Source organism: Helicobacter bilis ATCC 51630 (assembly GCF_000686565.1).
Classification (GTDB): domain Bacteria; phylum Campylobacterota; class Campylobacteria; order Campylobacterales; family Helicobacteraceae; genus Helicobacter_A; species Helicobacter_A bilis.
Window position 1 is genome coordinate 1 of sequence record NZ_JMKW01000035.1, and the last position, 24,290, is coordinate 24,290.

Here is a 24,290-nt window from a genome sequence, read left to right on the forward strand (position 1 = left end):
TTTACTTCTACTAAATCCCCTGTTGCAAAATAACCTTTATCATCAAACACACTATTATCACTATTAAGATAGCCCAGTGCGTTTGTGTGGGATTTGATAAAAAGCTCATTATTTACAATCTTATATTCCATATTATCAAGGCGGATAAAATTATCCTTTGTTGTAGTCTGCGTGATACCTATCTCACTTGCTCCAAATGTTTGGTGAAATCGCACTTTTGGAAAAGCATTTTTAAGCTTTGCTAAAAGAGAATCTGACATTTTTTCCGTGCCATAGGTAATAAGTCTCAGTGAGCTTAAGTCATAAAGCTGCGTTGGGTTTGAAAGCAAAAAGAGATGAAGCAAACTAGGACTAGCGGGTAAAAGGGCGATTTTATAATCTTGAATACTTTTTGCAATCTCTTGCATATCTTTGCGATTTTTTAGAGTAATGCCACACGCCCCAAGACTTAGCACATTAAAAAGCGTATTTAGCCCACCTATATGATCAAACATAAGGAATAATAAGATATTTATACGCTTTGGCTTTTTCTCTAAAAAGCCTTGAAGCAAGGTGTTTAGATTATGCACTATTGCTTTGGGTTTGCCTGTGCTACCGCTTGAAAAAAGGATTAATCCGCTTGTGTGATTTGCCTGCAAGGAAGCGATAATGCTGTGTTTCTTATCTGTGTTATGCGTAGAATGCAAGGTGTTATTATAGAAAAGATAGTCTATCTGCCCTTCTTTTATGCAGGATTGAAGCATAGGAGAGAATATAGAATCTTTTGGGATAAGTGAAGCAGATAGCGGCGTTATAATAAAGCCATTTTCTACACACGCTAGGAAAAAGGCTAAAGTCTTTAAATCATAATCGCCGATAATGCCAATGACACTATTTGCCTTTATGTCATTTAGCAAATTTAGGGCATTGCGCGTAGAATCTAAAAGCTCCCCATAAGTGTGGCTTTGATCTTGTGCAATAAGACATATAGAATCTTGCTCAAAACTCTCAATCTTGCGTAAAAATGGGTGCGTGAAATTATAAGAATCACTACGCATTTACGCCTCCAAGATAAATAACTTGTGCGGTGATAAAATCACTCTTTTCATCTAAGAAAAACTCAATGGCATTTAGCACATCGCTAAACTCACCAAATCGTTTGATGGCTTGTTGGTTTAAAAGGGCGTTCATTTTTGCTTTAGGGACATTTTTGATTAAATCCGTTGGCACGGGTGTGGGACCAACGGCGTTTATGGTAATGCCAAACTCGCTTAATTCCTTAGCACATACTTGTGTGAGATTGACTAATGCGGCTTTTGAGGCGGCATAGGCGGCTTCTCCCTCTAAGCGTAGCGGGGTGGCGACTGTGGCGAAATTTACAATGCGGTAGGGCATTTGCGTTGTTTGCGTCGGCTTTTTTGCAGGTTTGGACTGGTGCTTCGCACAAGTGGTGCTTTTGAGCTTTTGTTCGCTCAAGGCTCGGTCATTTATGTTTAATAAACTCCCTTCACCTTTCGCTCCAAAACCACTAAAATCACTCAAAAATCCTTCCGCAGTAGAATCCTTATTGTTAGAATCTAAGATTGCAGATTCTTTAAAATCATCACAAACCGCTTCCGCAATGGCATTTTTCGCATTATTTTTAGAATCTAGCCCCTTAGATTCTAAATCCTTTACACGCTTTTTATAGTTTTGCACCATAACCTTTGAGACTTCTCGCAAGAAAAGAAAGCTACCAAATACATTTGTGTTAAAGATATTTTGCATAGTTTTTAGTGGTGTAGTAAGGATATGATTCATAGAAGCAATTCCGGCATTATTTAGCAACACATCAATCGTGCCAAATTCCTTTTTCACAGCCCTTACCATATTTACAACCGCATTTTCATCACTCACATCAAGGGTAAAATGTCTGTAATTTTTATGCTCTAAATTGCTTTGTGTCCGCGAACAGCCACACACAATATCGCCTTTATTTAAGTAATACTCGCTTAAATCCCTGCCTATGCCCTTGCGTGTCCCTGTGATAAGTATAACTCTAGGCATTGCTTTGACTTTTTTCTAGGATATAGGCACTTAGGGTGGCGACATCTTTAAAAGGCGAGTTTCTTCCGCTCATCGTCTTTTCATCGGCGAGAACAAGATTGAGATTAAGCTCATCTGCTAGCATTTCCTCTAAGTCAGCAATAAAGCTTACAAGAGCTAGAGAATCTAAATTGCCCTCAATCCCATAGATTTTTGTTTCAAGCGTTGGATTTTTTAGATTCTCGTTTTCTAGCTCATCTGCTAGAGATTGGAGAGATTTATAGATTAATGATTGGATTTGTGTTTGCATTTTGTGTTCCTTAAGTAGTGTCGATAAAAAATATTTTTACATATAGATTTGCATTATAATATATGCAAAATCGTTTTTTTTTTTTTGTAAAAAAAGCGAAATTATTTTAGTTTTGTGTAGATAAAAGTAACATTTTTAATATTTTATGACAACAAGTAGCGCTTAAAATAGAGATGATTCTATGTTTTTGTAGGACATGTGGGTTAAGAGTTTTCATATAAAGTAAGGATTTATAAAAAATATCAAACGACAATGTAGCTATTTTTAGATTCTGCAACAAATTGTCATGTTGAGCAAAGCGAAGTATCTAATACAGAATTTAAAAATATAGAATCTAAAAAGATATTTCGTACTTACGCACTCAATATGACAAGATTATAGAATCTTGATAAAGTTTATGTGAAGACATTGTGAAATTATACAAAAGGCTTATGTTATACCTTGCAGGATAAATTAATTTGCAATGCTTACTCGCATGATTCTGCCATTATAGCTTTCGCCATTTAGCATACTGACTGCGGTTTCTGCATTTTCATCTTCCATTTCTACAAAGGCATATCCTTTGAATTTATGGGTTGTTTTATCTAGTATCATTCTGCTTGAGATGACATTGCCAAATTGTGCGAATATATCATGCACTTGTTGTTGTGTCGTGGTGTAAGTGAGATTACCTATATATATGCTTTTCATATTTATCCCTTATGATTGATTGCGCGTAAAAACTCTTTTTTTACATACTCTCTTATACTCTTAAAGTTTGGTAATGCTAAATCTGTGTTTAGCAAGTCATTTTCTGGTGTGCTATCAAGGAATTGCGTTACCTCTCTTGTGTCTTTGTCAAGTGAGACTTGCCCTGATAGAGACATCTTTTCATTACCTGTGATTGGATTTTTGATTAAATGTGTGGGTTTTCCACCTATCTTTGCCCAAGTCATTTTTGTAACTAGCCCTACATCATCGCGTATGCCTGAATTATACGCATAACTCCCTACGCCTAAGCATAAAAACTCTGTTGGATTATAGCCATTTTGTTTGCACCATTCATAGATTTTTTGTGCGCGTTCCGTGCTGATTGCATCACCATAGATAATACGCACTTTATCAAAGCCAAAATATTCATTAACAAGCCGTATCACACCTTTTTTAGCTCTAGAATCTTGTGAGTTTTCATCGCCTGTTAATATCAAAAATGGATCGCCTGAATCTGGTCGCAATACAATGGGCTTTAAACGAGAAGAAATGAGATTATACGCATCTTTATCCCTTTTTAAAGACTCGATAATATCCCATAGATTCCATGTGTCAGCTACGATTGATACCATATCATTTGGGAATTGCTGCATGATATGCTTAAAGGTGTGAAGCTCATTTGCCTGTCCGCCTAGACACATTACGCTATGCTCACTTGCTGGGATTGAGCCTAGCATACTTACATTACCGCCATAGTTTTCATATACATTTTGTAATGCCATTATAGAATCTGTGCCAGAGAAAAAGAGGACATGTCCCACGCCGGAATTATAGCAGTCCATAATGCCATTCATACCCCGTGCGGAAAAATCATGGAAGTTAAAACTCTCATCAAGATAATAGCCTAAGCAATCATACTCAATGCGTTTAAAAATTGCTGCCTGTGTCGCTACAAAGCATGTCTTCCATAGCATAGAGTTAAGATATGTTTCAATGAAATTTACAAACCAGCAATGCTTACTTTCAGCACAATGCATTGAGATAATAGGCGTATTATTTGCCACAAATGTCCCCTCTGGAATTGCCTTAAAAGTAATAGGCATGACTTTTGGTAATGTAAGCCATTTATCAATGAGAAATTTATAAGAAGTGTCATTTGGATTTAGTTTCATAAAATCTGCATAAAGTAGTCTTAGCCCTTCTTCTAGCTTTTTTCTGTCCCATTGTATAAACTCATCATATAAAGATTGAAGTTTATTGATAGCTTGTCGCATACCAAAGGCTACAATATGTCCATTTAAAGATTCTAAAGGCAAACGCGGTTTTCTACAATAAAGCAGACTATATACTTCATCAACATTATTTGGATACATTGCCGCATGTGTATATTTATAACAATCCGAAATAAAAAGCAATTGTGGGTATTGCATATAAAGCCTTGTGTGTGATTTAAAAGCACATTGTAACTAATATTTACTAAGATTATGTTTAGATTCTATGGATAAGGACATTTGCCTCTTCTAGAATCTTGCTATCAGTTGCAAAGTCAAAATATCTAAATTGCGCGCCACTTTGTAAAATCCCATCGAGTAAATCCCCACTATTGCGATATTCTAAGTCAAGCTCTGCGATGTCAAAGCCATTTAATGTTTTTGCAAAGCGGATTAATCGCTCATTTTGTATCTGGTGTGTATAGAGATAGCAATATCCCTTTAAGCCATTACGACTCACACGCCCACGAAGCTGATGAAGACTTGCAAGTCCTAGTCTCTCTGCCCCAACGATGACTATAATGCTTAGCTTTGGCAAGGAGATTCCCACCTCAATCATTGTTGTAGCAAGGAGTATCGCACTCTCTGTATTTGCAAACTGCTCTAGCACATCTTCTTTTTCCTTGTCTCTACCATGTGTGCTAAATACATGTTGAAAATGCTTTATCCAGTAACTCTCTGCATCTTTTAGCGACATGTAGGGAATGGGTGCATAACGAGAATCTTTTATCATTTTTTCTTTTTTCTCTTCAGCTTCTTCAATGCGTGGATAAATGATTGCGATTTGATGCCCTTTTGCAAACTCTGTGCGGATATGCTCTATTAGTCTTTGAAAGCCGCTTTTATCAATGATTCTTGTATCAATATCTTTTTTAAAAGGGAGTTCTTTAATGAATGAAAAAGAGACTACATTGTTTTTTAGCATTGCCATTGTGCGTGGGATTGGCGTGGCGGAGAATTGTATATTATGCGGTTTTGTGCGACCATGCTCATCTTTTCCCTCTAGCATTTGTTCTAGCTTACTTCTAGCATTTGTGCCAAATCTGTGCTGCTCATCTGTCATCACTAAGGCAAAATCAGTTAAATCACCGCTTCTATAAAGCAGGGCATGTGTGCCGATGATAAAATCGCCCTCTAGCGGCTTTTTTCTCTCTTTTGCATTACTTGATGAAACAAAGCTTATGTTTATATGCTTTGGTAGATATTTCTTTGCTTCTTCAAAAAGCTGTTTAGCAAGGATTGTAGTGGGTGCCATAAGTATTGATTTTTGTGGATAGGCTAATATGACACTTGCTAGAATAACCATAGTTTTACCGCAACCTACATCGCCCATGACAATGCGTCTGCATGCAAATTCACTTTTTAAATCTTCTTGTATGTCTTTTATGGCTTCTTTTTGTGCGTTTGTTAAACTAAAAGGTAGGGTTTGTAAAAAAGATTCTAAGTCTCCATTGCAACGAAATTTTGAGCGGAATTGTGTTTTCTTTTTACGCAATCTTTGTGTATAAACAAAAATTTCAATAAATTTTAATGCTTCTTGAAAACTCTCTGGCAGGGCTTTTTCTTTACTATATTCTTTAAAAAACTCAAGGTCTGGGTGAAAAATGCGATAGAGTTTATCACTATATTGCTGTGGTATATGTGTGTTTTCAAGGGCTTCTTTTGTGATATGTTTTTGCAGGTCTGCTATCTTTGTCGTGCGTGTTTTAAACTGCATGGTGATAGTATTTGTTGTGCGTGGAATCTTTGGATTTACAAAAGTAGGGGTTAGGGCATTTGTCATTTTATCATGTTGGAATTCAAGCGTTCCTAACACAAAAAGCGTTTTTGTCTCTTGAAATATTTGTGCGTGATAGGGACGGGCATTAAAGATAATAATGCGTAAGGGGGAGTTAAAATCCTTACAAAAAGATTCTATAAAAAGTATATTGTTATGGAATCTTTTCTGTGTGATAGTAACTTCAAGTACACCCCGCTCACCTTGACTAAACTCGGTGATAGGATAGGTTGTATCATAGGATTTTGGAATATTATCTAAACAATAAGAAAGCAGGGCATGCAAAGAATCTTGCCTTTATTTTGCTTGTCTTTGATAGAAGATAACATTTGCTTTTGATTCCACTTCTTCTCTTACTTTTTGTTCTGCTTCTTTGGCTTTATTTTTTGATATGTATGGACCGATTAGATACTTTGACTTCGTAACGCCATCTTCCTCTGTTTTTAATACGCGATAGTTATACTTTGCGATTTTATTCAAAAAGCTTTGAGCTGGAGTTTGTGTGAAAACACCAACTTGTAAATAATAGCCTTGCTCTGGTGCTTTACCTTGATTTGCACTTACGACATTATTTTGTGGTTTTGGGATAATATTGTCATTTGGCTTTTTAGTCTCTTTTTCAGAATCTTTTGGCTTAGTAGATTCTGTTTTGGCTGGTTCTTGTTTTTTGGGTTCTGGCTTTTTAGCTTCTTCTTTTTTAGGCTCTTCTTTCTTAGAATCTGTTTGTTTTTTAGAATCTGCCTGTGGTTTTTGTGAAGACTTTGTTGGATCTGGGGCTATTGCTATTGTGGTATCTTTAGGCGGTATTGGTGTGATAACCTTTTTAGGCTCTTCTTTCTTAGATTCTTCTTTTTTAGATTCTGTAGTTTTGTCTATATTCTTTTTATCATTATGTTGCTTTTCAAGATCCCTTAATGCTGCTTGAAAACGCGCATCATTTTCAAGATCATCATCTTTTGATGGCTTTGTGCTGGTTGTAGGCATAGAATCAGCGTTTGTAGGCACACCTAATGGCGGGACATTTGACATTGGATTATTTACTTGTGCCTCGCTCTCTTGTGGTTTTAATGAATCTCTGTTTGTATCCAAACCTAATGGATTTTGAGGTGGAGTTTGAGAATCGAGATTATGCGCGTAAGGCAGTGTCCTATCTTTAGATTCACTTAATGCTAGTCCATCTTTATTTTGATTTTGCATTGCTTGATTCTGCATATCTTGCAATGGATTATCTCTAGTCATCACCCATGCGATGATTAAAAATACAGATATTAAAATGATGGCCACAATGGTTAAAAGCAATATGGTTTTTGTTTTATTTTTGCTTCCATTGTCATTTTGAAAAATATCATTAACTGCTTTATTGTCGTCTTTCATTGTATAATCCTTTATAGTCTAAAATTTCTCTATTACATGTGTTTCGCCCATGCACCACGCTCTTTTGCATAGACTTCATAGGGCAATGTCAAAATATTAAATTGCGGTGGGACATCATTGCTTGGAAACATACGCCACTCAACAGGACATTTTGAGGCAAGCTTCATAGAAAGGTTTTTTGCAAGTCTTTTTCCTTCTTCTAAATCTGTATGCCCTTTGTGTATGTATAAATGCAAATGACCGGGCGTTTTTGTTTGATAAGCAGTAAAGTTAATAAAGCCTTCATCACGCAACATTAATTGCGCTCTATGATAGAATCTTTGCGGATCTCTGCCATTATAATCAAACACAATATTTTCTACCTTATTGCCACGCAATATAAGGGAGTGCGCGACAGTAATTTCTTTGCGAAAATGGGCTTGCATGACTTGAGAAGTAAGCATGGAATCTACTCGCTCAAATTTATCGTAAAATATGCGTCCGTTATGAGTGGTTTTCTGCCCTAAGCCTTTCGCTTTTGTATAGTAATAGCGTGTGTCAATCTTTATTAACTTGAGTTCCATTTCGGTCATTTGCTATTCCTTATTGCATTTATACTACTTCATTTAAATTTGTAATTGTAACATGCTTTAAGTAAGTTTTGCATTACAAGTTGCAATTACAAGGAAATTTTTCTTATTGCTAATATTACGACTAGAAAATCGCCTTATCATAAACAGGAAATTCCTTGCCAAGTTCCGCTACTTCAGCCTTTATTTTTTGCTGCAAGGCTGTATTATTAATATCATTTAGAATCTCTGCTATTTTTTCTGCTATCCATGTAAATTCTTTCTCTTTCATACCCCTTGCGGTAAGGGCTGGTGAGCCTATCCTTATACCGCTTGTTACAAATGGAGAGCGAGTTTCACCCGGGACCGTGTTTTTATTAATCGTAATGCCTGCATTGCCTAAGGCAATATCTGCGTCTTTGCCACTAAAATCTTTCTTTAAGAAACTCATAAGCACTAAGTGATTATCTGTCCCGCCACTTACTAAATCAAAGCCCGATTTTACTAAAACTTCCGCTAAAACTTTAATATTTGCTTTGACTTGCTTTGCATAGGTTTTCCATTCTGGTTTTAAATTCTCCCCAAAGCCAATAGCCTTTCCTGCGATAACATGCATAAGCGGACCACCTTGCATACCCGGAAATACCATTTTATCAATCTTTTGTGCGATCTCTTCATTATTTGTAAGTATCACGCCACCTCTTGGACCACGAAGTGTCTTATGCGTTGTAGTGCTGACAATATCACAATATGGAAAAGGATTGGGATATTCTCCTGCTACAACAAGCCCTGCTACATGTGCGATGTCAGCCATAAGGATAGCCCCTACAGAATCTGCTATTTCTCTAAATTTTGCGAAATCAAGTGTGCGAGTATAAGCTGAAAATCCACATACAATAATATTTGGCTTCACAACCTTTGCATACTCCATAACCTTATCATAATTAATATAGCCATCAAGCTCCACACCATAAAAAAAGCTTTGATACATTTTACCACTCATGCTAACTTTCGCACCATGTGTTAAATGCCCACCATGACTTAAATCCATGCCTAGAATCTTATCATAAGGTTTAAGCAGTGCCCCATAAATTGCTGCGTTTGCTTGACTGCCTGAATGTGGCTGGACATTTGCGTATTTACAACCAAACAGCTTTTTTGCTCTCTCAATCGCTAAAGATTCTATAGAATCTACAAATTCACAACCGCCATAATACCTTTTACCCGGATAACCCTCTGCATACTTATTTGTCAAAATGCTGCCCATAGCTTCCATAACACTTGGAAAAGTGTAGTTTTCACTCGCAATCATCTCTAAATGCTCGTTTTGTCGTTGCAACTCTTTTTGTATCAAAGAAAAGATTTCAGAATCTGTTGTTTGCATTGTATAACTCATGCTTGCTCCTCTTTTGTAATAGAATTATAGTTTTCACTCACTGGTTTCATCGCAGGGAATAAAAGCACATCTTTGATAGACTTATTATTCGTTAAAAGCATAACAAGCCTATCAATGCCTATGCCCTCCCCAGCAGTAGGTGGCATACCATGCCCTAACGCCCATACATAATCTTCGTCCATATATTGTGCCTCTTCATCACCCTTTTCTTTTTCGGCTACTTGTGCCTTAAATCGCTCAAGCTGGTCTAAGGGATCATTTAATTCTGAAAAGCCATTAGCAAGCTCTCTGCCACCGATAAAAAACTCAAATCTATCCGCAATATTTGAATGTGTGTCATTTCGCCTTGCAAGTGGGCTAATCTCAATGGGATATTCTGTGATAAAAGTTGGATTAATAAGCTTAGATTCTACAAAATTATCAAAAGCTTCACTTAGCAATTTATCATGACTTAAGCCCTCTTCTATCTTTATATTATTTTGCTTTAAAAACGCATGGAGTTTATCTCTATCTTCAATTATATCTTTGTCTATATTGCCTATTTTTGCTAAAGATTCTCTATAAGTCATAACGCTAAATTGCGTGAAATCAATCAACATATCGCCAAAAGGCAGCTGCTTTGGTAGGTTGAGAGAATCTAAGAGATAATCAAACAATTCTTTTGTCAGCGTGATTAAGTCGTGGTAAGTATGATATGCCCAATAAAACTCAATCATGCTAAATTCAGGATTATGACTATGGTCTATCCCCTCATTGCGAAAATTTCTATTAATCTCAAATACCGCTTCAAAGCCCCCTACAACAAGTCGTTTCAAATACAACTCTGGGGCAATGCGTAAATATCTCTCTACATCAAGGGCATTATGATGAGTGATAAAAGGACGCGCATTAGCCCCACCGGGGATTGGGTGCAACATCGGCGTTTCAACTTCTAAGAATCCCCTATTTTCAAAGAATTTACGCACATGAGAGACTATCGCACTACGCATACGAAAAGTCTCTTTTACCTCGCGATTTACAATTAAGTCTAAATATCTTTGTCGATAGCGAAGCTCAATATCGCTTAATCCATGAAACTTTTCTGGTAATGGCACAATGGCTTTTGTGAGAATCTTAAATTCTAGTGCATGCAGACTAAGCTCCCCTGTCTTTGTAACAAAGGGGAAACCATAGACATTTACAATATCGCCAACCTCTAAATTTTTCTTTAGAATCTTAAAAAGATCACCTAGCTCATTTTGTGAGAAATAAATCTGTAAAATCGCATATTCATCTTCAATCTTTATAAAGCTTGCCTTACCCATAAGACGCAAAAACTTTACCCTACCCTTTACCCATACTTTAGAATTTTCGTCTTTTTTCTCATCGGATTCTAGATTTTTTAGTGTATCAAATTTTTCTAAAAAGCTTTTATTATCAAGGCTTACTTCACAATCATTTCTATATGGATTTAGATTTTCTTCTCTTAGTGTTTGTGCTTTTTCAATTCTTTGCTGGATATAGACATTATCAAACATATATTCTCCTTATAAATTTATTTTATTACGCTTTTTACCACTTCATTAGCGGCTTTTGTGGCTGCCTTTTTTACCTCTTTTTTAGTTGTCTCTTCAACTTCTACATATTGTTTTTGTAAATCTTGCAGGGCTTCTATACTCATAATTTTTTCCGCAACTTCATACATTATAGGATAACTTCTTGTGCCTTCAGTCAATTCTTTAATGGGATCTTTTAAGAATCCAACCTGTGTCAGCCCATATACAACAACGCATAAAATCACAAAATATTTTAATGCCGAAAATACATAACCACCAAAATAATTTATAATCGCAATCTCTGGTAAAATCACAACAAAACGCGCGACAATAACACCAAGCACAAGAAAGCCAATCCATACAACCGATAAAATAAGTATAAAAGAAAGCATTAAAAGCACATGTCTATTCTCAAAGCTTAGCCCTGCTAACTCAATATATTTTGCCCCATCAATACAATATTTAGAGGCACAATAGATTCCAATCACAATGCCAAGAACGCCCATAATCTCATGGATAAGCCCATTTTTAAGCCCACGCAATCCAAGCACAGCGACAATAATTATAACAGCAATATCTACATAATGCTTTGTTTCCATATAGAATCCTTAAATCTTTTTAGTTTAAACTTGTGCGAACTTCTTCTAAAATTTCCATAACGCCATTTTTCTTTAGCGTGTTAATCATATCTTGCAATGCGTATTCTACCTCACCTTTATTGCATACACGAGTTTCAGTAAGCACTTTTGAAGCGTCCAAATTCCCTACAACACACTGAATCTCTATTTCTTTTGAATCTAAAATCTGTGCGTGTATGCCAATAGGTGATTGACAACCACCACCAAGCAATTGTATAAAAGCTCTCTCAATATTACAGCATAACGCACTTTTAGAATCATGCAAAGATTCTAAAACTTTCATAATCGCTTGATCTCTAAAATCTGGCGAATACTTAGGATCTCTACACTCAATGCCAAGTGAGCCTTGCCCCATAGCAGGGATAAATTGATTTATCTGTAAATGCGAGATAAAGCCAATATCATCTTTCAAATCAAGACGATTTAACCCCGCACTAGCAAGGATAATCGCATCAAATTCACCCTTACGCAATTTCTCTAATCGTGTCTGCACATTGCCCCTTAGGCTTTGTGTGTCTAAATCCTGCCTTATACGCTTTAGCTGCATGCTACGGCGAAGTGAAGTCGTGCCGACTTTTGCACCCTGTGGCAATGAAGCAATATCTGCATATTTTTCACTCACAAAGCAATCTCTAGCATCTTCTCTTTGCGTGATAGAAACAAGCATTAATTCTGGTGGAATAGCAATGGGAACATCTTTTAGCGAATGCACGGCAAAGTCAATCCCACCACTTAACAATTCATTCTCTAACTCTTTTGTAAAAAGTCCCTTGCCGCCTATTTTAGCAAGCGGTGCATCAAGGATTTTATCGCCCTTTGTTTTGATAGTTTTTAGCACAACTTGAAAGCCAAGCGATTCTAATTTTTCTTTGATATGATTTGCCTGCCATAAGGCTAAGAGAGACCCCCTTGTGCCAAGCACAAGTGGCTTTTCTTGCACCACATCGCTATAACGCTTTGCTATCATACTATCCTCCCAAATAAAACGCATATTATAATATATAATTTTCAAAAAATAAAGCTGTGGTTTATAGAGTTTGGTTTAAAAGTGAGTTATTTATGCCAAATTTTACATGTCATGCAGTATGCTAGATTCCATAATATTACGCTTAGAATCTTAAATTTATCGTAGCAATTATTTCAACTCTGCCCAAGTATTGCCTATGGATAGGTTACATACAAGTGGCACTTTTAGCGTATAGATATTCTCCATAATCTCTTTTAACTCTTTGCTTAAAGATTCTATAATGCTATCTTTTATCTCAAAAATCAATTCATCATGCACTTGTAAAAGCATAAAGCAATCATTATGTAGAGATTCTATTTTCTTATAAATCTCATTCATACTAAGCTTTATTAAATCTGCGGCACTGCCTTGAAATATTGTATTTACCCCTTCCCTTAAAAAGTTTGCCCTCATAAATTCAGTCGCACTAAAAAAGTCAAAATACCTTTTTCTACCAAGTAGAGTCGTGCTATATCCATTTTTAAGTATAGAATCTTTTTGAGATTCTAAAAACTGCTTGACACTAGGAAATGTAGCAAAATAGTTTTCGATATACTGCTTTGCTTCAGTTTGTGTGATATTTAGCGTTTGTGATAGCTTCCTTGCACCCATACCATAGATTAAACCAAAGTTAATAGACTTTGCTATGCTTCTTAAAAGTGAAAAGTCTTTATTAGAATCTTTAAAAAGCAACTTCGCCGTTTCAGCGTGAATATCAGCATTATTATGAAAAGATTCTAATAGCACTTTATCCCCACTAAAATGTGCTAATAATCGCAACTCAATCTGTGAGTAATCAAGGCTTAAAAGCTTATATCCATCTCTACTTACAAAGCCCTTGCGGATACTTCTGCCCATCTCACTACGCACGGGGATATTTTGAAGATTTGGGGATTTTGAGCTTAGTCTGCCTGTATTTGTGCCTGTTTGTAGAAAAGTCGTATAGATTCTATTCTCATTTTTACCTAACTTTAATATAGGCTCAATATAGGTGCTAAAAAGCTTGAAAATCTCCCTATACTCAAGTAATAAAGGCACAACCGGGTGAGAATCTTTTAAGGCAAGTAGTGTGGCTTCATCAGTGCTATATCCGCTTTTACCCTTTCTTTTTGTATCAAGCTTTAATGTATCAAATAGAATCTCTGCTACTTGCTTTGGTGAATTGAGATTAAAAGATACTCCGGCTTTTTCATAGATTTCTTGCTGTAATTGCTGCAAGGTGTGGCTAAAAGTAGTCTTTAGATTCTTAAAATATGAGTAATTGATAGCAATACCGCAATCCTCCATAGCACAAAGTGTGCGTATAAAAGGAAACTCTAAATCTTTAGCAAGTGTGAATAAATGCGGATAAAGCGTATTTTTAAAATAAAAATAAAGCTGAAAAGTAGCCGCCGCATCTTCTGCTGCATAGTTACTCGCCGTCTTTATATCAATAGAATCAAAGGTAGCTTTCTTGGGGACAATATCGCTAAAGGCTATCATATTATGATTAAAATGCTTTTTCATAAGATTATCTAAACTCACGCTTTGACTTGGGTCATCAAGCCATGCAAGTAGCATAGAATCTTGTGGTGTATGCTCAGGCTTTATACCAAAATTATGCCATGCTATATGTAAATCAAACTTGATATTATGCCCTATAAGTGGATAGCTAAAGAGTATTTCTAAGGCTTTTTTTGCATCGCTTTGAGAGATTTGTGCGGGGGCGTTTGTTGTATCATTATCTGCAGAATCTTTACTCATTGTCGTATCATCAAATAGTGAGAATGTAGGCTTTGCTTCTTCTGTGCTAAAAAGATTCTGTGATATGCTTTGAGATTTCATAACTTCATATTTGGATTTTTCACGCTTTATCCCACCATGTAAAAATGGCACATAATAAGCATTCAATCCATCAAAGCAAAAGCTAAATCCTACCATATCAGCTTCTCTCACATCTAAGCCATTTGTTTCACAATCAAATGCAACTAAATTTCCTTTTGGGATAGATTCTAATAGATTAAAAAGTTCTTTAGAATCTGTGATTAAATGGGGGATATATTGAAATGTAGGATTTTGTAGATTCTGTGTCAAATTTGTGTGGGCTGCTAGATTATTGTCATATTGAGTGCGTAAGCACGAAATATCTCTTTTCGATTCCATGCTAGATGTTTCGCTACACTCAACATGACAAATATTAGAATCTAGATTCTCTATCAAATCTGGGCGGGTGCAGGGTTTAGGGTGCATTTTTGTAGAATCTAGATTCCAATCCAAATTTGGGTGGGCTACGGGGTTTAGGGCGTAATTTATAGAATCTAAATGATTGTCATATTGAGACGAAGTCGAAATATCACTTTTAGCTTTCATATTAGATACTTCGCCTAAAGGCTCAGTATGACAACTTATGGAATCTAGATTCTTAACCACTTGGGTGGGTGTAGGGCTTTGGGATGCATTTTCTTTAGAATCTCCGCTATCTTGCGACCTAAATCCTGCTCTCTGCTCAAATGGATTAGCACCTATATCCCCCAAAGGTATAGTTTCTACATATTGCGTATTATTTTTGCGTCTTGGTAGTATCTTTTGTAAAATTCTGTGTAATTCATAGGATTCTAACTCATCTTTGATAGTGAGTAAAGGCGAGTTTTCATACTTATTTTTTTTACTTAAAAAATCATAATTTTGTAATAAATCCGTGCGTAAAGTTACAAGATTCCTACTTATAAAGGCTTGTTCTTTATGTTCTTTTATAAGTCCTGCTGTGCGTTTGCCAAGCAGTGATACTATATTTTCATAATCTTTTTCTATATTTTCATATAAAGATTCTAAGCTTTTAAAATGTGCCAAAATGCTTTGTGCGCCCTTTGGACCAATGCCCTTAATCCCGGGCACATTATCACTAGAATCCCCAACAATACTTTGATACATAATAAAATCATTCGGTAAAACGCCAAATTTTTCATAACATTCTTTTTGCGTAATAGCTTGTTTTTTCGCATAATCAAAGATATAAATCCCCTCACTTATCAGCTGATACAAGTCTTTATCATGACTAATGATTTGTGTTTCATAACCATCTTTTTTAGCAAGGGTAGCAAGGGTAGCTATGCAGTCATCAGCCTCATAGCCTTGCAGTGAGAGCATAGGAAGTCCCATTTTCTCTAGCCACTCTATTGCCACAGGGAGTTGTGCTAAAAGGTCTTGCGGGGCTTCTTTTCTGTTTGCCTTATATTGTGGATAAAACTCTTTTCGCCTATTTGTCCCGCCACCCTCAAGTGTGAAAATAATACATGAATCTTTATGTTCTTTATAGAGATTGAAAATAAGTGTCGCAAAGCCAGTTAGCAGGGAAGTTGGAAAATGCTTTGAGTTATGCAATGGTGGTAGGGCATAATAACTACGAAAAAAGAAGCCAAAAGTATCAACAAGTATAACTTTTGAGAGAGTATTTTGCATGTTGTTCCTTTGTGTGTGAGGTTGGAATATTTTATTTTGTGCATATAGAGATTCTGTTTTGTAGTGTTAGAATCTAGAACTACAAAGCTACATTATAGCATAAATGCAAATGTGAGTTTTAATGCTTATAGCAATGATGGTGTATTTATTTCATAGATTCTGTATCCCTATAGCCTGTTTTTGCATATATAGCCCCAAACGAAAATCTAATGTGTTAAGATTTGCTATTATCTTAAGTCTAAGGCATTTTAGCATATCCCATTGATAATCTAGTATTCCAATATTAGTTGTATATGCCACATAAAATACAAAGCAACCAAATATTTTATATTTTTTCTTCAACAAAAAGCAATTATCTCATCTTTATAGCACAAATCTTTTGCTTGTCTTTATGTATTTTTATTACTAACTACATACATCACAATTTCATACTCAATTCTTCATATCTCTGCCATTTATAATCAAGGGCTTTTTTTGCTTCTTCTAATTCATTACTTAAAGTTTGGATTCCATATTTTTCATATTCGCTTGGTGTGCCTAGCTTATATTCTAAATCTTTAATACATGCTTCAAGTCTCTCTATATCTTCTTCTAAGCTATCATATTCCCTTTGGTCTTTATAGCTTAGCTTTTTTGGTTTTGCCTCATTTTTTGGAATCTCTTGTGTTTTATTAGATTTTGTTTCAGTCTGTATAGAATCTTGTCCTTTAGAATCTTTGAGTTCATTTTGCAATGTATAAATCTCTTGCAACTCGCTTTGTGTGTCTAAAAACTCGCTATATTTTGCATGAGTGATAATATAATTTTGCTGCATAGAATCTATAGAATTTTGTAAGACTAAAAGTCGCTGTGCGATTTTATCTGTAAAATATCTATCATGGCTTACAAAAATGATGGCACATTCACTTTGCATAAGATAATCTTCTAAAATATTCATTGTCGCAATGTCTAAATCATTTGTAGGTTCATCAAGGATAAGGCAGTCATACTGCTTTGAAAACAATAGGGCAAGTGCCACCCTTGATTGCTCCCCACCGCTAAGCATACCTATCTTTTTATCTAAATCTTCCTTAGGAAATAAAAAGCTTTTAAGATAGCCATATACATGTATATTTTTGCCACGCACACTCACTCTATCCCCGCCATTAGGGCAAAATGTCTCAATGAGTGTTTTTGTAGGATCTAGCATCTTTTTATGCTGGTCAAAATAGCCAATATTTATATCGCCTCTTAATATCTCGCCTTGAAAATGAATGCCTTTTGCTTTTAGAAATAAGGGGTCTTCATGCAAAAGACAATGAAGCAAAGTGCTTTTACCGCTGCCATTTTTTCCTACAATGGCGATTTTTTCTTGCTGCATAATACGCAGATTAAGATTCTTAAGAAGTGGCTTATCATGGATATAAAGTGTAATATCTTTTAGCTCAAATAGCATTTTCTTTGTGTTTTTTATAGAATCTTTTGGCAATTCTTTGAGTGTTTTTTCAAGCGTTTGAGTGATACTTCTAGCAAGGCTTGGCATGGATTTTACTTTTTCTCGCAGCTGCATTAGCCGCTCTTTTCTGCCTTCATTTCTTTTTCTTCTTGCTTGCACGCCTTTTTGTAGCCATTGCTCTTCTGTTTTTAGAATCTTTTTTAAGGCTTCATTTTCTTTCACTAGGTTTGCTAGCATTTGTGTTTTTGCTTGTAAATACGAGAGGTAACCACCATTAAAGTTTGTAAGCTTAGCATTATCAAGCTCTACAATCCTTGTAGCAAGATTATCAATAAAATATCTATCATGACTGATAAAAATAATACTTGCTTGCATGTTTTTCAAATAATTTTCTAAGAAAGCAACCATATCTACATCAAGGTGATTTGTCGGCTCATCAAGGATAATAATATCCGCACTTTTAATAAGAATACTTGCTAGCATAATCCTTTTTTGCTCGCCCCCACTTAGCGTTATAGCAAGTCTATCAGCAAAGCATTCTAGTCCAAAAGAGTGCATAATATTTTTTACTTTAAGCTCTAAATCCCAGCCATCATGCCTATCAATGTATGAATGCAGCATATTATATTCTGTTGATAGCACAGCATTGTTTGCAAAGTCTTCATGCTGCATGATTTCTTGCAATCTTTTATGTGATTGCTTGAGATTATAAAGGCTATTTTCAAGCACTTCTGTTACGCTATGATTGGGATTAAAGCTAATATGTTGCGGCAGGGATAGAATCTCAATATCATTTTTTACAATTCTTTGTCCAGAATCTTGTGCGATTTTTCCTTCTATAATCTGTAAAAGTGTGCTTTTGCCGCAGCCATTTTTGCCTATTATTGCGACTTTTTCGTGTGTGTCAATGCTAAAATGCGTTTCTTTTAAAAGTAGCTTTGTGTCATATTGCTTACTTATCTCATTGAGTGAGAGTAATGCCATTATGAGTTGCCTTTAAAAAGAGATTCTAATGCTTCTAGTCCTAGCTTTTTGTCTTCATCTTTTTCTATGGAATCTTTATTTGCTACTTGCTCGTTAGGCTTATCAGCGACTTCTTGTAACTCGAAGTCATAGCCTGTTAGTATGCTTGCAAGGCGGATATTCACACCTGCTTTACCTATGGCTTTTGACTTCTGTGATTTTGCGATTTGCACTATTGCCTTTGGCTTTTCTTCTTCTGTATCTGCTTTCTGCAATTTCACAGAGATGACTTGGGCTGGAGATAGAGACTTTGCTACAAAGATTTCTGGTACACTTGAGTATTCAATGCAGTCTATATTTTCGCCGTGTAATTCTTTGCTTACAGCATTAATTCTCACGCCTCTTGCACCGACAGCAGAGCCGATTGGATCAATCTTTGGATTATTTGTATAAAGGGCTACTTTTGCCTTTTCACCGGGTATGCGTGCGATTTTATAGATTGAGACTTCGCCATCTTTTATTTCTGGCACTTCAAGCATGAGTAACTCTTCTAGTAGCTTTGGCGTTGTGCGTGAAAGCTCGATTTTAACACCATTTTTTGTGATTCTAACAGATTTTAGGATAGATCTCACTGGCTGCCCGACTTTAAATTTCTCACCTTTAATGCGATTTTTAAGTGATAATATCGCGCGAGTTTCACCTATCTCTATGGAAGTATTCCCCTCATCATCGACATGCACCACTTGCCCGATTACAATATGACCTATATCTTTTTCAAACGCTTTTAATATCTCTTGCTCGTTTAGCTTTTGAATCTGATAGGTAATATCATGGAATATATTATTCACTGCATTGCGATTCATACCCTCTAAATTGATTTGATACTCAAGCTCATCACCTGTATTTACATTCTCTACAAGGCTTCTAGCTTCATTTAGAGGGATATGCGTAGATTCTAAATCTTTGCTAAAAGAAGAATCATCGCATACAATCATCTTTTGCACTAGACGCAATTCTTTTGCACCCCAATCTTCTATAACAACAAAGTTTGCATTCTCATTAATCTCTTTTTTTGCCATTTTTACCATAGAATCTTTAATCGCTAATACGACTTGGTCTTGTGGCAAACCATTTTCTGACGCTATCATTTCAACTATATCTAAAATCTTTTCCATTATAAAACCTTAATTTATTTTTGCGTATTCTTGATATGTGGGAGTATATAAAGAAGAGTGAAATTCTAGCATAACTTTACTAATATGCAAATTATTACTTATTCTTGTAATATCTTGCTAGATTGAATCTTCTTTTTAATAAATAATAAAGATGCGATAAAAATAAAAATCCCCACAAATACAGCTGGCAGTGCATACGGATATGCCAATAACATTTTGATAATATCAAATAAAAATCCACTTGCATAATATCCAGCAATCCCCAAAGAAATACCCCAAATGACTGCCCCAATGCAATTAATAAATACAAATTTTGTCAAATTATACTGACTAATACCAACTGCAAGCGGCACAAAAGAGCGGATTCCATGTAGATATTTACTTACAATAAATAAGCCCCAATCATACTTTTTTATCATAAGATACATACAGGCGATTTTTCGCCTATGTTTGCCAAACATTCTTCTTACCTCTGCTTGTTGTGTCCTTGCAAATAATGCAAACAAAGAGCTACCAAGTGCGTTACCACAGATTGCTACAATTATGCTAAAAGTTAAATCAAGTGTGCCCACACTCGATAGAGCTGCTGCTGTAAGTATTGCGATATAGCCACCACCCATAGAATAGAAAAAGAGTATTAAATAGCCAAAATTTTCCAGATTGTTATAATCTTTTAATATATCTAGTGCTTCATTTTGCATGATATAACCTTATGTAATATTGAATTAACCACATGATTATATCTTAAAAATAAGTATAATGATATTCATTTTCTTTAAAAGATAGATTTTACTTGGTTTGTTGTGTTAAATAATAGTTTTTGTCAATAAAACTTGTGGAGTGGAATGTTGCATGTGAAGTTTATGGAATCTAATTTTTATATTTACTATAAAATTTAGATTGCATAAAAGCCAAATTAATGCTTTAACTTTTTTGTTTGCGGTATCGTTTGTAAGGTGTAGTATTTCTAAATAAGGTTACACCAAAGAAAGCAACAAGATTCTAAACTGCTTTCTACTTCACCCCACAAAACTCTCTAATCGCCTCAACCTTATCTGTTTTTTCCCAAGAAAATTCTGGTAATTCTCGTCCAAAGTGTCCATACGCTGCCGTTTTGCGATAAATAGGGCGAAGCAAGTTAAGTGATTCTATAATACCTCTAGGGGTTAGTCTAAAGATTTTTTTCACGCACTCTGTCAGCACAGAATCTTCCACCTTGCCCGTGCCTTGCGTATCTACAAGGATTGATACTGGCTCTACCACGCCGATAGCATAGGCTACCTGCACCACCGCTTTATCACACACGCCACTTGCCACAAGATTCTTAGCTACATAGCGAGCCGTATACGCCGCACTTCTATCCACTTTGCTGGGGTCTTTCCCGCTAAATGCCCCGCCTCCGTGCGGACAGCTTCCACCATAAGTATCCACGATTATTTTACGCCCGGTTAGCCCCGCATCGCCTTGTGGTCCGCCGATGACAAATTTGCCTGTGGGATTGACAAAATAGCGGATATTATCGTTGAGATATTCTTGCGGGATTACCTTTTGCACGATTTCTTCAATGACTGAATCTTTCAAATGGCTTTGCTGTGTCTCTGGGCTGTGCTGTGTTGAGATAACGATTGTATCAATGCTTACAGGCTTGCCATCTTCATAACGCACGGTAACTTGGGACTTGCCATCTGGGCGTAAAAAGGGCAGTGTGCCATCTTTGCGTTTTGCTGCTAAGCCTTCTGTAATGCGGTGGGAGAGCCAAATAGGCAGCGGCATAAGGGAAGGCGTCTCACGGCAGGCATAGCCAAACATAAGCCCTTGATCGCCTGCACCTATCTCGCCATCGGCTCTATCTACGCCTTGATTTATATCTGGGCTTTGCTCACCGATACCATTTAGCACCGCTGCACTGCGGTAGTCAAAGCCATAAAGCGCGTCTGTGTAGCCTATCTCTTGCACGACTTTTCTAGCGATCTCTTGCATAGGGGCATATACGCTTGTCTTTAGCTCGCCTGCGATGACACAAAAGCCATTGCTTACAAGCGTCTCACACGCTACACGCGCATTTTTATCGCGCTCAATGATGTAGTCAAGCACCGCATCACTGATTTGGTCTGCCATTTTATCTGGGTGTCCTTCGGTTACAGATTCTGAAGTGAAAAGAAACGATTTTTTCATAAACTCACCTTGTAATTTGAAATTTTTGTAAAGCAGAATGCTAACACAAAAAGTTAAACTACATATTGTAATTTTGATTTTTTATTATATAAAGTGTGCTAAATTGCATTGGAATCTAAAATAATGTAAACATGGTGTTTTAATTATAAAAAACAGAGAATAAATGTTATCTAAACTACAAGCATAAGAATTTGGTTGAAATGTGCGTTAATTCTTTGAAGTTAAACATAGGCTGTCCAAAAAAAGTATCATTATGGGGGGGGGGCGTGATACATCACCATCACGAAAGGATGTCTACAATCTAAAAAACATAGACAACAAATCTTCAAAAGCGTCTTTAGATATTTTGTAAATTGCGAAAATTGTTATGTGAGACATGGGCTTTGCAGTGGCGATGCACAAAAATAACCTCTCCGAAAAAGCATCGCTTATACGGAATATCAATCCAAGACATACAAAAAGAGAAAGCAAGTCTAGACACAACGATATTTAATCAGCAACTTTAACAATACTATCTTTACTCACACATGAATGTATAGGAAAATAAGATACACAAATTTTTAAACAATGTTTTTATTGGTAATCTTTAGCAAACTTTTTTAAAAACATCTTATTATCATAATCATCTGTAAATGCTTATAGATTAGAATCTCTCGCATGAAAAAGAAAGTTATTATATTAGTCTTATTGTCTTGCCATGCCTTGTACGCAGACTACACGGGGCATTTACCCAGCTCTATTGTGTTGCAAAATGGGGAGAACGCAAGTCATAATCTCACCGCAACATGTGGGAATCAATACTGCTATGCTGGTTGCCAAGCGCGTTTAATCCAAATGCCTATGATTTTTCCTATTCTACCAATAACGGCACTTCAAGCCTTACCATAAATGCCGCTATGCCACAAGGCACAACGCAAACTCTGTCTATTTTCTATGTTGGGAATCTTAGTGTAGGGAGTAGCTCAAAACTTAGTTTAAATGACTTTCATACCCTATCAATACAAAAAGGTTTAAGTTTAGGGGCTAATGCGACTTTAGATCTTACGCTACAAAAAGGACAAAAAATTAATGCGAGTGAGTTTGGTCCATCATCAAAAGTTATATTTTCACGCAATGCTGATTTGACTTTACATAGTGGTGCCTTATTGAATGCAACCAATATGGACTTTTTTATCATAGATTCTAAAACCACTATCCATAGTGGTGCGACTTTGAAAGTAGAATCTAACGCAATAAGAATACAAAATGTGCTACAAAATAGCGGCACATTAGAAGTAAATGGATCTGTATGGAATGTGGGACAAAGCACTAATGGCGTAGAACTTGCGACTTCAAATTTTAGTAATATGGAGGGCAATGTAAAGGTTGGTGGAGATTTTAATAATGGTGGTAAGCCAACAGCAGACACGATAGCTGGTGGCTTTTGGCAGAATGACGCACCAAGCCCTGGTGGCGGGGATCTCATCAATTATGGTGGCACGATACACATTACAGGGAGACTTATAAATCAGCAAGGGGCAGAGGGAAGTAGGACACAAAATTCTAGCGTGCAAATCTATGGCGGAAAGATTAAGGTTGATGGTGGCATGACAAATGAAGCACATAGCACATTAATCTTTGGTGCATATAAAGGGAAAATGGGGCAGCTAGAGGGAAGTCTTACAAATAATGGTAAAGTAGTCGTTGATACTGCCGGTGTGGCTATGGGCAGCCATAGCCTTATTACAGGACAAATAAGTGGCGATACAAATTTTGAAGTGATTTTTAGAAGCGGGGCAAATGAATTTATCGGTGCAAATGTTGTAAATGGTGCTTTAGAAATCAAGGCAGATTCCGCAAAGATACAAGATTTTCAGCACACGCTTACAGATAATGAAAAAAGCATGATAAACGCACTTGATAAACAAATGAATGGAATCTATACCTATGGCGGCAGCTCTCTTTTAAGAAATGTCGCTAGAGATTCTGTAAATGGCGTGGCAAACTCATTTATTAATGCACCTTTAGCGATTTTAGATTCTATGCAAACTTATAACACAAGCTTTTCTCACACGCAAAACTTTAGCATAGGGGCATTTGGTGGCGGTATTATGAGTGAGAGTATGGGTGGTGTGATGAGTGGCATTAGGGCTAGTTATAACACAAGTTTATACTCCCATTTACTTGCAACACATTTTGCCTATGGATATGGCTCGATGAATCAGCATTTTGAAACTTATAAGGGCACATTTCAAAGCCATGCATTAAGTTTTTCTCTCATGGATAGAATCTTATTAGAAAAAATCAATATCGACATAGGCTTACATGGGACATTTGGCTTTTTTGCAACAAGAGATATGTTGCAGTTTTCTAGCACAAGCACAGCCTTTAATAGCGATTTTAACGCATATAATCTCAACGCAAATGTAAATATAGGCTATCCATTTATTTTTCAAAGCTTCTCCATAGCCCCAGTTGCAGGGCTTAGACAAAGCATAATCACACAAAGCCCATATCAAAACAACAAAGCTCTAGAGATACAGAGTAATGGCTATACAAACCATATCACAAGCATG

The 24,290-nt window shown here is 36.2% G+C and carries 18 protein-coding genes and 2 pseudogenes; 2 read left to right on the forward strand and 18 right to left on the reverse strand.

Going from position 1 to position 24,290, the window contains the following annotated elements:
* The 18 genes and pseudogenes from T368_RS0107595 to metK form a co-directional block, all read right to left on the reverse strand.
* Window positions 1-1,037, reverse strand: a 1,037-nt coding sequence (locus T368_RS0107595; RefSeq protein ID WP_027338404.1) for an AMP-binding protein, incomplete at its 3' end; no start/stop codon positions are given.
* Window positions 1,030-1,383: pseudogene (locus tag T368_RS17390) on the reverse strand (SDR family oxidoreductase); the annotation flags it as partial. The pseudogene T368_RS17390 and the gene T368_RS0107595, both read right to left, overlap by 8 nt.
* A 297-nt stretch (window positions 1,384-1,680) precedes the next feature.
* Window positions 1,681-2,025: pseudogene (locus T368_RS16700) on the reverse strand (SDR family NAD(P)-dependent oxidoreductase); the annotation flags it as partial.
* On the reverse strand, window positions 2,018-2,314 hold the full coding sequence (locus T368_RS0107605; protein ID WP_004084368.1) for a hypothetical protein: 297 nt from the start codon (window positions 2,312-2,314) through the stop codon (window positions 2,018-2,020). The gene T368_RS0107605 and the pseudogene T368_RS16700, both read right to left, overlap by 8 nt.
* 453 nt (window positions 2,315-2,767) lie before the next feature.
* Complete coding sequence (locus T368_RS0107610; RefSeq protein ID WP_004084373.1) at window positions 2,768-3,004, reverse strand: RNA recognition motif domain-containing protein; 237 nt, start codon at window positions 3,002-3,004, stop codon at window positions 2,768-2,770.
* Window positions 3,005-3,006: 2 nt separating this feature from the next.
* Window positions 3,007-4,434 carry a nicotinamide phosphoribosyltransferase domain-containing protein gene (locus T368_RS0107615; RefSeq protein WP_004084375.1) on the reverse strand — a complete coding sequence of 476 codons (1,428 nt, stop codon included), beginning with the start codon at window positions 4,432-4,434 and terminating at the stop codon, window positions 3,007-3,009.
* A 58-nt stretch (window positions 4,435-4,492) separates the two neighbouring features.
* Window positions 4,493-6,337, reverse strand: a complete 1,845-nt coding sequence (gene recG, locus T368_RS0107620; protein ID WP_004084377.1) for an ATP-dependent DNA helicase RecG — start codon at window positions 6,335-6,337, stop codon at window positions 4,493-4,495.
* Window positions 6,338-6,349: 12 nt separating this feature from the next.
* The gene (locus tag T368_RS0107625; protein ID WP_004084379.1) at window positions 6,350-7,426 is read right to left on the reverse strand and encodes an SPOR domain-containing protein; all 1,077 of its coding nucleotides are present in this window, start codon (window positions 7,424-7,426) and stop codon (window positions 6,350-6,352) included.
* A gap of 32 nt (window positions 7,427-7,458) precedes the next feature.
* A complete protein-coding gene (locus T368_RS0107630) occupies window positions 7,459-7,998 on the reverse strand; it encodes a DUF1882 domain-containing protein (protein ID WP_004084381.1) in 540 nt (179 codons plus the stop codon).
* Window positions 7,999-8,119: 121 nt separating this feature from the next.
* On the reverse strand, window positions 8,120-9,370 hold the full coding sequence (locus tag T368_RS0107635) for a serine hydroxymethyltransferase (protein WP_004084383.1): 1,251 nt from the start codon (window positions 9,368-9,370) through the stop codon (window positions 8,120-8,122).
* Complete coding sequence (lysS, locus tag T368_RS0107640) at window positions 9,367-10,887, reverse strand: lysine--tRNA ligase (protein ID WP_004084384.1); 1,521 nt, start codon at window positions 10,885-10,887, stop codon at window positions 9,367-9,369. Before lysS ends, T368_RS0107635 begins: the two co-directional genes overlap by 4 nt.
* Window positions 10,888-10,904: 17 nt before the next feature.
* Window positions 10,905-11,504, reverse strand: coding sequence for a CvpA family protein (locus T368_RS0107645; protein WP_004084385.1), 600 nt, complete (start codon window positions 11,502-11,504; stop codon window positions 10,905-10,907).
* Between the two features lie 19 nt (window positions 11,505-11,523).
* The gene (gene hemC / locus T368_RS0107650; protein WP_004084386.1) at window positions 11,524-12,510 is read right to left on the reverse strand and encodes a hydroxymethylbilane synthase; all 987 of its coding nucleotides are present in this window, start codon (window positions 12,508-12,510) and stop codon (window positions 11,524-11,526) included.
* A gap of 168 nt (window positions 12,511-12,678) precedes the next feature.
* On the reverse strand, window positions 12,679-15,987 hold the full coding sequence (polA, locus tag T368_RS0107655) for a DNA polymerase I (protein ID WP_004084387.1): 3,309 nt from the start codon (window positions 15,985-15,987) through the stop codon (window positions 12,679-12,681).
* Window positions 15,988-16,405: 418 nt separating this feature from the next.
* Window positions 16,406-18,406, reverse strand: coding sequence for an ABC-F family ATP-binding cassette domain-containing protein (locus T368_RS0107665; RefSeq protein WP_004084388.1), 2,001 nt, complete (start codon window positions 18,404-18,406; stop codon window positions 16,406-16,408).
* Window positions 18,406-19,560, reverse strand: coding sequence for a transcription termination factor NusA (nusA, locus tag T368_RS0107670; RefSeq protein ID WP_004084389.1), 1,155 nt, complete (start codon window positions 19,558-19,560; stop codon window positions 18,406-18,408). Before nusA ends, T368_RS0107665 begins: the two co-directional genes overlap by 1 nt.
* A gap of 98 nt (window positions 19,561-19,658) precedes the next feature.
* On the reverse strand, window positions 19,659-20,261 hold the full coding sequence (locus tag T368_RS0107675; protein ID WP_004084390.1) for a DedA family protein: 603 nt from the start codon (window positions 20,259-20,261) through the stop codon (window positions 19,659-19,661).
* Window positions 20,262-20,574: 313 nt separating this feature from the next.
* Complete coding sequence (metK, locus tag T368_RS0107680) at window positions 20,575-21,735, reverse strand: methionine adenosyltransferase (protein WP_004084391.1); 1,161 nt, start codon at window positions 21,733-21,735, stop codon at window positions 20,575-20,577.
* A gap of 657 nt (window positions 21,736-22,392) precedes the next feature.
* On the opposite strand from metK, the gene T368_RS15495 reads away from it, so the two are divergent.
* Together T368_RS15495 and T368_RS15500 are read left to right on the forward strand one after the other, a co-directional pair.
* Window positions 22,393-22,623, forward strand: a complete 231-nt coding sequence (locus T368_RS15495) for a hypothetical protein (RefSeq protein ID WP_155116618.1) — start codon at window positions 22,393-22,395, stop codon at window positions 22,621-22,623.
* On the forward strand, window positions 22,548-24,290 hold a 1,743-nt coding region (locus T368_RS15500; RefSeq protein WP_248646235.1), incomplete at its 3' end, for an autotransporter outer membrane beta-barrel domain-containing protein. The genes T368_RS15495 and T368_RS15500, both read left to right, overlap by 76 nt.